The sequence below is a fragment of the Bradyrhizobium sp. genome (genome assembly GCF_035701725.1).
Classification (GTDB): domain Bacteria; phylum Pseudomonadota; class Alphaproteobacteria; order Rhizobiales; family Xanthobacteraceae; genus Bradyrhizobium.
In genome coordinates this window covers 1-8,179 of sequence record NZ_DASSRP010000037.1, presented here as the reverse complement: position 1 = coordinate 8,179, position 8,179 = coordinate 1, and the positions used below count along the sequence as shown (strand labels likewise).

The 8,179-nt window shown below is 61.3% G+C and carries 8 protein-coding genes; 5 read left to right on the top strand and 3 right to left on the bottom strand.

Features of this window, described 5'->3' with window-relative positions:
- The 3 genes from VFL62_RS02155 to VFL62_RS02145 all read left to right on the top strand — a co-directional run.
- On the top strand, window positions 1–1,257 hold a 1,257-nt coding region (locus VFL62_RS02155; protein WP_325170735.1), incomplete at its 5' end, for an alkaline phosphatase family protein.
- 98 nt (window positions 1,258–1,355) lie between these two features.
- A complete protein-coding gene (locus VFL62_RS02150; protein ID WP_325170734.1) occupies window positions 1,356–2,915 on the top strand; it encodes a tetratricopeptide repeat-containing sulfotransferase family protein in 1,560 nt (519 codons plus the stop codon).
- A 342-nt stretch (window positions 2,916–3,257) separates the two neighbouring features.
- The gene (locus VFL62_RS02145; RefSeq protein ID WP_325170733.1) at window positions 3,258–3,482 is read left to right on the top strand and encodes a hypothetical protein; all 225 of its coding nucleotides are present in this window, start codon (window positions 3,258–3,260) and stop codon (window positions 3,480–3,482) included.
- Window positions 3,483–4,013: 531 nt separating this feature from the next.
- Here VFL62_RS02145 and aspA read toward each other — a convergent pair.
- Window positions 4,014–5,471: an aspartate ammonia-lyase gene (gene aspA, locus VFL62_RS02140; RefSeq protein WP_325170732.1), complete on the bottom strand. Its 1,458-nt coding sequence runs from the start codon at window positions 5,469–5,471 to the stop codon at window positions 4,014–4,016.
- Window positions 5,472–5,882: 411 nt separating this feature from the next.
- On the opposite strand from aspA, the gene VFL62_RS02135 reads away from it, so the two are divergent.
- Entirely contained in the window at window positions 5,883–6,863 is a 981-nt protein-coding gene (locus VFL62_RS02135; protein ID WP_325170736.1) for a GGDEF domain-containing protein, read from the top strand.
- A gap of 22 nt (window positions 6,864–6,885) precedes the next feature.
- Here the strand turns inward: VFL62_RS02135 and VFL62_RS02130 are convergent, their stop codons facing one another.
- A complete protein-coding gene (locus VFL62_RS02130) occupies window positions 6,886–7,551 on the bottom strand; it encodes a hypothetical protein (RefSeq protein WP_414644579.1) in 666 nt (221 codons plus the stop codon).
- Here VFL62_RS02130 and VFL62_RS02125 point away from each other — a divergent pair.
- The gene (locus VFL62_RS02125; protein ID WP_325170730.1) at window positions 7,442–7,672 is read left to right on the top strand and encodes a hypothetical protein; all 231 of its coding nucleotides are present in this window, start codon (window positions 7,442–7,444) and stop codon (window positions 7,670–7,672) included. The genes VFL62_RS02130 and VFL62_RS02125 overlap by 110 nt on opposite strands.
- Window positions 7,673–7,723: 51 nt before the next feature.
- Here VFL62_RS02125 and VFL62_RS02120 read toward each other — a convergent pair whose 3' ends face one another.
- On the bottom strand, window positions 7,724–7,975 hold the full coding sequence (locus tag VFL62_RS02120; protein ID WP_325170729.1) for a hypothetical protein: 252 nt from the start codon (window positions 7,973–7,975) through the stop codon (window positions 7,724–7,726).
- Window positions 7,976–8,179: the final 204 nt, after the last annotated feature.

Below are 8,179 nucleotides of genomic sequence, written 5' to 3'. Positions count from 1 at the left end.
GAGACCATATCGTCTGGCAGCAACGGCGGGGCGCCTCACCCCCTCCACGAAGGCGACATCGCGCTGGGCTTCTACAACGTCGCCAAGGGCGATGCGCCCTATCTGACTCAGCTCGCCCGCACATACACGCTGCTCGACAATTATCATCAGCCGGTCATGGGCGGCACCTTCGCCAACCAGATGATGTTCGGCTATGCCGATGCGCTCTACTATGCCGACGCCAACGGGGATCCGGCGGTTCCCCCGACCAACCAGATCGAGAATCCCAATCCGATGCCGGGTACCAACAATTGGTACACCCAGGACGGTTACAGCGGCGGTAGCTACACCAACTGCTCCGACCCGACGCAGCCGGGCGTCTCGGCAATCACCACGTACCTGAAAGCCATCAATGTCTCGCCAAACTGCAGGCCGGGTGCCTACTACCTGCTGAACAACTACGTGCCCTCCTTCATCGGCAGCGGCGCGACCGATCCGGCCAATAACGGTCCGTTCACCCTGCCGCCGGTGATCAAGCAGAGGCACATTGGTGATGCACTCAGTGAGGCCAACGTCTCGTGGGCGTTTTATGGCGAGCGCTGGACCGACTTCAAGCCCGCGCCCGGTCTGGGGCTGCTCTTCGGTGAGAACGATCCGGCCGCCTATCTCTATTGCAACATCTGCAATCCGTTCCTGTACTCGGCCTCGACCATGACCAGCGCGTCGGGACGTGCCCACATGCAGGATGTGGACGCTCTCTATAATTCTATCGCAGACGGCACCCTCCCGGCAGTGTCTTGGGTGAAGCCGTCAACCTTCAACGACGGTCACCCGGCGTCGTCGAAAATCGATCTGTTCGAGGCTTTCACCAAGAAGATCATCGACGGGGTGCAGGCCAACAAGGAGCTGTGGGAGTCGACTGCAATCCTGGTCACGGTTGATGAGGGCGGCGGCTATTACGATTCGGGCTATGTCCAGCCGGTGGATTACTTTGGCGACGGCACGCGGATTCCGATGATAATCGTGTCGAAGTATACCAAGGGCGGCCATGTCTCGCATGAATACACCGATCATGCTTCGACGGTGAAATTCATCGAGCGCAACTGGGGTCTGCCGAAGCTCTCATCGTATAGCCGCGACAATCTGCCGAACCCGAAGACGTCGGATGACAATCCCTACGTCCCGCAGAACCGTCCGGCCATCGGCGACCTGTTCCACAGCTTTGCCTTGGGCGATCACGATCGAGATGACCACGACAGGGGCGATCGCGATAACTGATCGCGTGAAGTCCTTGACGAGTTGATTCCTTCGTTGACTTGGCGGCTCCCATACAGGAGCCGCCAAGTGCGTAATTGCATTTGCATGAGGCTCCCGCTTTGAAGCCTGCCCCCCAGCACAACCCCGCTCCCACGATCGACGCCGCGCGTCGTGCCTTTCGCTCAGGCGATGTGGGCGCAACGGAGCGCATCTGCGCCGAGATCCTGGCACGCAGTGCCGGGGATGCAGCCGCCTGGCAGTTGCTCACCGAAACCGCGCTTCAGCGCGGCCGTCATGATGCCGCAATGGTCAGCGCGGATCGGGCGGTCGCGCTCGCGCCGCAAGATCCGATTGCGCACGTGCTTCAGGCAAAATGTCTGTTCTTCGGCGGCGAGACCGCGAAGGCGTTGGCAGCAGCAGAAGCGGCGGCAAGCCGTGCCGGAGCTGCCGATGCACTCGACGCGGTCGGCGCGATGTTCGGTTTGCTTGGATTGCATGCCCAGGCCAAGGGCTTGTTTGCGCGTGCTGTCGCTATAAAGACGGATGAGCCGCAATACCTTTTCAATCTGGCTGCAACCGAGCGCATGACTGGCGCTCTGGCGGATGCCGAGAGTCATTGCGACGCGGCCATCGCGTTTCAAAAACAGTACGCGCTGGCGCACTATCTGCGGTCCGATCTGCGGATCCAGACCGCTGCCAACAATCATGTCGATGAAATGGAGGCGCTGCTCCGAGACGGTGGGCTATCCGGGCCGGACGAAGTGCTGCTGCGCTTTGCGCTTGGCAAGGAATGCGAAGACCTCGAGCGTTACGACCGCGCCTACGATCACATCGCGGCCGGCTGCCAGCTGCAACATGCATTGCTACGCGTGGACCCCGCCCGCGCTCTCGCCGAGATCGACCAGATCATGGGCGCGCACAATCGCGACTGGATCAAGAGTGCACCGGCCGGCTATGCCTCTGCCGCCCCGGTGTTCGTGGCTGGGCTGCCGCGGACCGGGACGACCCTGATCGAGCGCATCATCGCGAGCCATCCGGCGATGCGCTCGGTCGGAGAAACCAGTGCGTTTGCCAACGTGATGCAACGTGCAATGGCCGACCGATCGGCTAAAGCCGACCCGGCGATGATCGGCCGGCGCTATATTGAAAACGCTTCGGCATTGCGAGTGCCACCAGCTACGCGCTTTGTCGACAAAACGCTCGACAATTACCTCTACTGCGGCCTTATTCACACGGCCTTGCCTAACGCCAAGATCATCCTGGTGCGGCGGCATCCGCTTGACGCTTGCTGGGCAATGCTCAAGGCTCACTTCCGCGGCAAGTTTTTGTTCTCCTACGACCAGGTTGAGGTTGCCGATTACTATCTCGCGTTCCGACGCCTGGCACGGCACTGGAAGGTGACGCTCTCGCCCGACGTACTGATGGAGATCGATTACGAGGAAGTGGTGAGGGATCAAAGCGGCACCAGTCGCCGCATGATCGATTTTGTTGGACTTGACTGGGACGATGAGGTCCTGCGGTTCCATGCCAGCCAGGTTCCCTCGGCAACGGCAAGCGCGGTCCAGGTGCGCCGCCCGATCTATACGTCGTCGATCGGGAAGTGGCGGCACCATGCGGATCGACTCGGCCCGCTGCGTCAACGGCTCGTGCGAGAGATTCCGGAATCCGAGCTGCAATAAAAAATTATTCGAGTTGCTGGCGCCTGCCGCTGAACCACATTTCGCGGAACGTCTAACCAAACTCGTGCTCAGTCGGGCGCCGTCTTGCGCATCGCGCAGTCGCAGGTGGCCCGTTGCTGACCTCCTGTCCTTGCTCGGCGCGACAAAGGTCCGACACCCGGTCGGCTTGGAGGGCCTCCGGGCGAGACCGGATGGGCCGGTAGCGCTGTAGAGACGCGTTTCCTGGCCGTTACGCGACAAACTCATGAACCCGTCGGTCTCAAACCCGGCGGGTTTTCTTATTGGTGGGAACTAAGAACGAAGTTGGAGGGTACTTGTAGGGCTAGGCAGCGGAGAAAGATGATGGACGGCGACAAACCAGAACAGTTGGCCGAAGGCCCTCCGATCATCACAGTCGGTGAACTGAAAGCCGAGCTGGGCCGCTGGCCCGACGGTGCAGCCGTTACTTTTCGATGCCCGCTACTCGATCAAGAGCTGCGGTTTTATCGGGTTCAAAGTCCGGCAGGTGACACCGTGCAGATTGAGCTAAATCAGTATCCCGAAACGCCGCCCGTGCTGCCACCATGATCGCCGGGCGGGACGAGGAGTATTTGCTTTATCCACTAGACACTGGCGAAGACCCCGTTTGCCCGGCTTGCGGGAAGACCATGTCCATCGCAGCGGTCGAGGATCGTGGCGAGACTCCAAGCTTCATCACTTTTCGATGCCTACACTGCGGCCGTACTGAAAAATTCATTTGCGAAGGTGACGTCTGATCCTCTTGACTACGCCTCGGAGGAAGCTCGACCACATAGGTGGGCGGCACTGGCACCTGTCCATCCCCCGCGCCCCACGCCCCCAACCGGGGACACCATAAGGTCCGCTCGGAGCCGATAAGCTAAGCCCGACATGACAGGGCTACCACCTGCGCGGCATCAGCGGAGCGGGAGACGCGAACTGGCAAATTACGCGAAGAGGGGCCGCCCACCGGGCGGCGTTTTTAATGCCTTGGATGTCTGCTTGTGGGCCCTTCTCGGACCTGGAGCGATGTCCGACTCGAGTCCGTTGTGCGTACCAAAACGGACTCCGCCGACCAGGACAAATTGATGGCTTCACGCCTCAATCGGTCTGGTCGCGGCGGACACTCAACGGATGGGTTTCCGCCGTCGTCGTCGCGGTGCCGAACACCCGCGGCTGGGTAAGGATTTCCGGCTGCAGAATCTGGTCGAGCTGTTCGCGGGTCAAAAGTTTCTTCGCAAGCACCAGATCGTAGACGCTTTGATCGGTCATCAGCGCCTGCTGCGCAACTTCGGTGGCATTGGCGTAGCCGATATAGGGATTGAGCGCGGTGACGATGCCGATCGAGCGCTCGACGCCGCGGCGCAGTTGCTCGCGGTTGGCGGTAATGCCCTTGACGCAGCGCTCGGCCAGCGTCAGGCAGCCGGCGCGCAGATGATTGACGCTCTTGAACAGGCTGTGCGCGATGATTGGCTCGAACGCATTGAGCTGCAACTGGCCGGCTTCGGCGGCGAAGCTCACCGTGACATCGTTGCCGATGACTTCGAAGGCGATCTGGTTCACCACTTCGGGGATCACCGGATTGACCTTGCCCGGCATGATGCTGGAGCCGGCCTGCATCGGCGGCAGGTTGATCTCGTTCAGGCCGACGCGCGGGCCCGACGACAACAGCCGTAGATCGTTGCAGGTCTTCGACAGCTTGACCGCGACGCGCTTGAGCACGCCGGAGAGCTGCACGAACGAACCGCAATCCTGCGTCGCCTCGATCAGGTTGGAAGCGGTGACCACGGGAATGCCGGTGACGTCGCGCAGATGCTGACAGACGAGGCGCGCATAATCGGGATGGGCGTTGATGCCGGTACCGATCGCAGTCGCGCCCATGTTGATCTCGCAGACCAGCAGCACGGCTTCCTTCAGCCGCAGTTCGTCCTCGCCGAGCATGACCGCATAGGTCGAGAACTCCTGGCCGAGCGTCATCGGCACCGCATCCTGCAACTGGGTGCGGCCCATCTTGATGATGTCCTTGAACTCTTCCGACTTGGCCTCGAACGCCTGGCGCAGCACCATCATGGCGTCGACCAGGCGCATGATGCCGGAATAGGCCGCGAGCTTGAGCGCCGTCGGATAGACGTCATTGGTGCTCTGGCTCATGTTGACCTGCTCGTTCGGGTGCAGGAATTTGTAGTCGCCTTTCACCCGGCCGAGCAGTTCCAGCGCCCGATTGGCAATCACCTCGTTGGCATTCATGTTGGTCGAGGTGCCGGCGCCGCCCTGGATAACGTCGACCACGAACTGATCGTGCAGCTTTCCTGCCCTGACCTCTTCGGCGGCAGCGATGATGGCCTCGGCCTTCGCGCCGTCGAGCAGGCCGAGATCGCGGTTGCTTCGCGCCGCCGCCAGCTTGATCGAGGCCAATGCCACGATCAGGTCCGGATAGATCGAGATCGGGGTCCCGGTGATCGGGAAATTCTCCACTGCGCGCAAGGTGTGGACCCCGTAATAGGCCTCCGCGGGAACGTCCCGGTCACCCAATAGATCGTGTTCGCGCCGCGTGCTCATGGAGGCCTCATCCCGTTAGCAAGAGCTGCGATCAAAACAGGATGCGAGAGGATTTCCAAGCGGAGGAATTTTGCTGCGCATGCGTTGACTTGTGGGTTCGATTGCGCGAGTAGCCCGCAGCGACCCTCAGGCCAAATGCGCCATTTTCGTCCGTCTTTGGCGCTTTTCGGCGGGTTCCGAGCCCTCATCGGCCGACTGTTGCGGTAATGTTTAAAGCATCATTTAGATGTGAGGACTACGCTCGCGTCAGGATCCCCCCGATCCAAATTCCTTTAACAAAATTAACAAAAGCAGCTTTCCACGATTAGACCGCAACGATCGGGGTGCGGGTGGACCGAAGGAATGAGCAGCGCGCCCGACGAAATCGATTTCGATTACGCAACGACGCTTGCGGATCGGGCCAACGGCTTCATGGCGCAGCACCGCGTGCCGCCGACCCCCGAAAATTTCGCCGTCTGGTTCTACTACGCGATGGGTGGCTCGCTCACCTTGAGGAAAACCGTCGACATCCTGATCGCCAACAAGCGCAAATTCGATTCAGTCGTCAACCGCGACCTCTACGTCACCTACGTCAAGCCGCAATCGGATCTGGCGCTCACCGAGGATTTTCCCGAGCAAGTGCATGCCGTGATCGCCAGCGCGCAGGAATTTCTGGCGACTGCGATTTCCGACAATCGATCGCAGATGGAGAGCCTCGGCGAGGTGAAGTCGGAATGCCAGGCCGCGGCCGATCCGCGGCCGATCATCGAAAAGCTTCTGAAAGAGTTGTCCAACGCGACCTCCCGCTCCTCGGCGCTGGAGGCGAACTTCCTGCGCACCACCAAGGACCTCGATCAGATCAAGGACTCGTTGAAGCTGGCGGAGGAACATTCCAATACCGATCCGCTCACCGGCCTGGCCAACCGTCGTTCGCTCGAGGCTTTCCTGCGCACCGCCCAGATTACGGCGATGGAAGCCGGGACACCGCTCAGCATCCTGATGATCGACATCGATCACTTCAAGAAATTCAACGACAGCTACGGCCATCAGGTCGGCGACCAGGTGCTCCGGCTGGTCGCCCGCGTGTTGCAGGAAAGCGTGCGCGAGTGCGACCTTGCCGCGCGTTATGGCGGCGAAGAACTGATCGCAGTCCTGCCGGGCGCAGCGCTTGATACCGGCGTCGAGGTTGCCGAACGCATCCGCAGCCGCATCAGCGAAGCACGTTTGACCCGCCGCGCCACCGGCGAGGAACTCTCGAGCATCACGATTTCGGTCGGCGTTGCGCAATTCCGCATGGCCGAATCGGCCGAAGGCATGATCGAGCGATGCGACCGCGCGCTCTATCAGGCCAAGCGCTCAGGCCGCAATTGCACGGTCAGGGAATCGTCGGTCGACGAAGAGATCGCGGCCTAAGCGAAGGCGGCGAAGCTGACGATCAGATCGCCTGCGCCACTTTTTCAAGACCGATCAGGCGGGCGAGCGAGCGTACCTCGCGCTTCTGGTCCTCACGCAATTGAAACAACAGCGGCATCGCGGCCGACTTCAACTGCTGGACTTCAGCGCCGTCGGGATCGATCTTCACGGCGGCCGCATTGTTTGGATCGGACAGCCGCGCCGCCTGGATCTTGCGCGATACCGCACGCAGCGCATTCTCGATTCCCGGCCAGTAGTATTCCTGGTCCGGCGTCAGCTTCAACCGATCCTTGATGCCGGCGATCTGCGCATCGCTCAACAGCGCGTAGGATTTATGGACCGGCGGCTTGGCGGCGACCGCAGGTTTCGGTTCCACGGCTTTCGGCTTCTCTGGCGCGGGATCGCCGAGCTTGAGCCCTTCGATTTCGACCGGCGCCGCCTCTGCATAGGCCTGCCGCAGCGGGGTTTCGTTCGTAATCGCGCCCGTTGTCACGGTCTCGGCGGAAACGGGCGCGGTCGCGACCGCGGCAACCGTCAGCTTGTCACCCTTGCTCTGCCGGTTGGAGACGATCTGCGGCATGGCCGCCGATGACATGGCCATGACCGCCCCCGCCTCGGGCACGCTGTCACGGCCCAAAATAGCGGCGGCCGCCGCGCCGACGACCAGGAAACAGGTGAGTGCGATAATCGTGATGGCTTTTGACAGGGTAGAACTCCATCTCGACGGCGCGAAGCCGGTATTGCACTACGGGCCTGCCCGCACGTTGGTATTTCTTTTTCCCGGCAATCGGGCAGGAAATAAGGCCTAACCGTGCCGGCCCGGTGACCATTGTGGCCGGTCGCTCGGGAAGGTTAAGGGATCAAGCGGCTGCGACGAGTTCGTAGGCGTCCTGGATGTCGGCGATGATATCGGAGGCCTCCCAAAGGGCATCCGGGGCAACCGTCTGCCAGCTGATGGTCCAGTTTCTGCCTCCGCTTCCGATCCGCGGCATGCCGACGACGTCGAATTGCACGTCGCGGCAGAGCGGATGACGTTCGAGTGCATAAGCGACGCGGCGTTTGATCTCATCAAGCGTGGCCGGCGTCTTCGCAAACAGCGTTTCGAAATCCATCTCACACCCCCGCAACCCACAACCTTCGGCGCGCCCGCGACCATGTGGCGGGCGGCCTTCGGAGGTGAATCTTGGGCGGGCGTGGTTAATGGCGGGTTAAGTGGCGAAAGCAACGCCGGAAATCGTGGCGCGGACGAATATCAAGCCTGCGCCAGGGGCGAGCGCCGTTACAGCGGTGGATCGAACGCTTCGTCGTATTCCTTT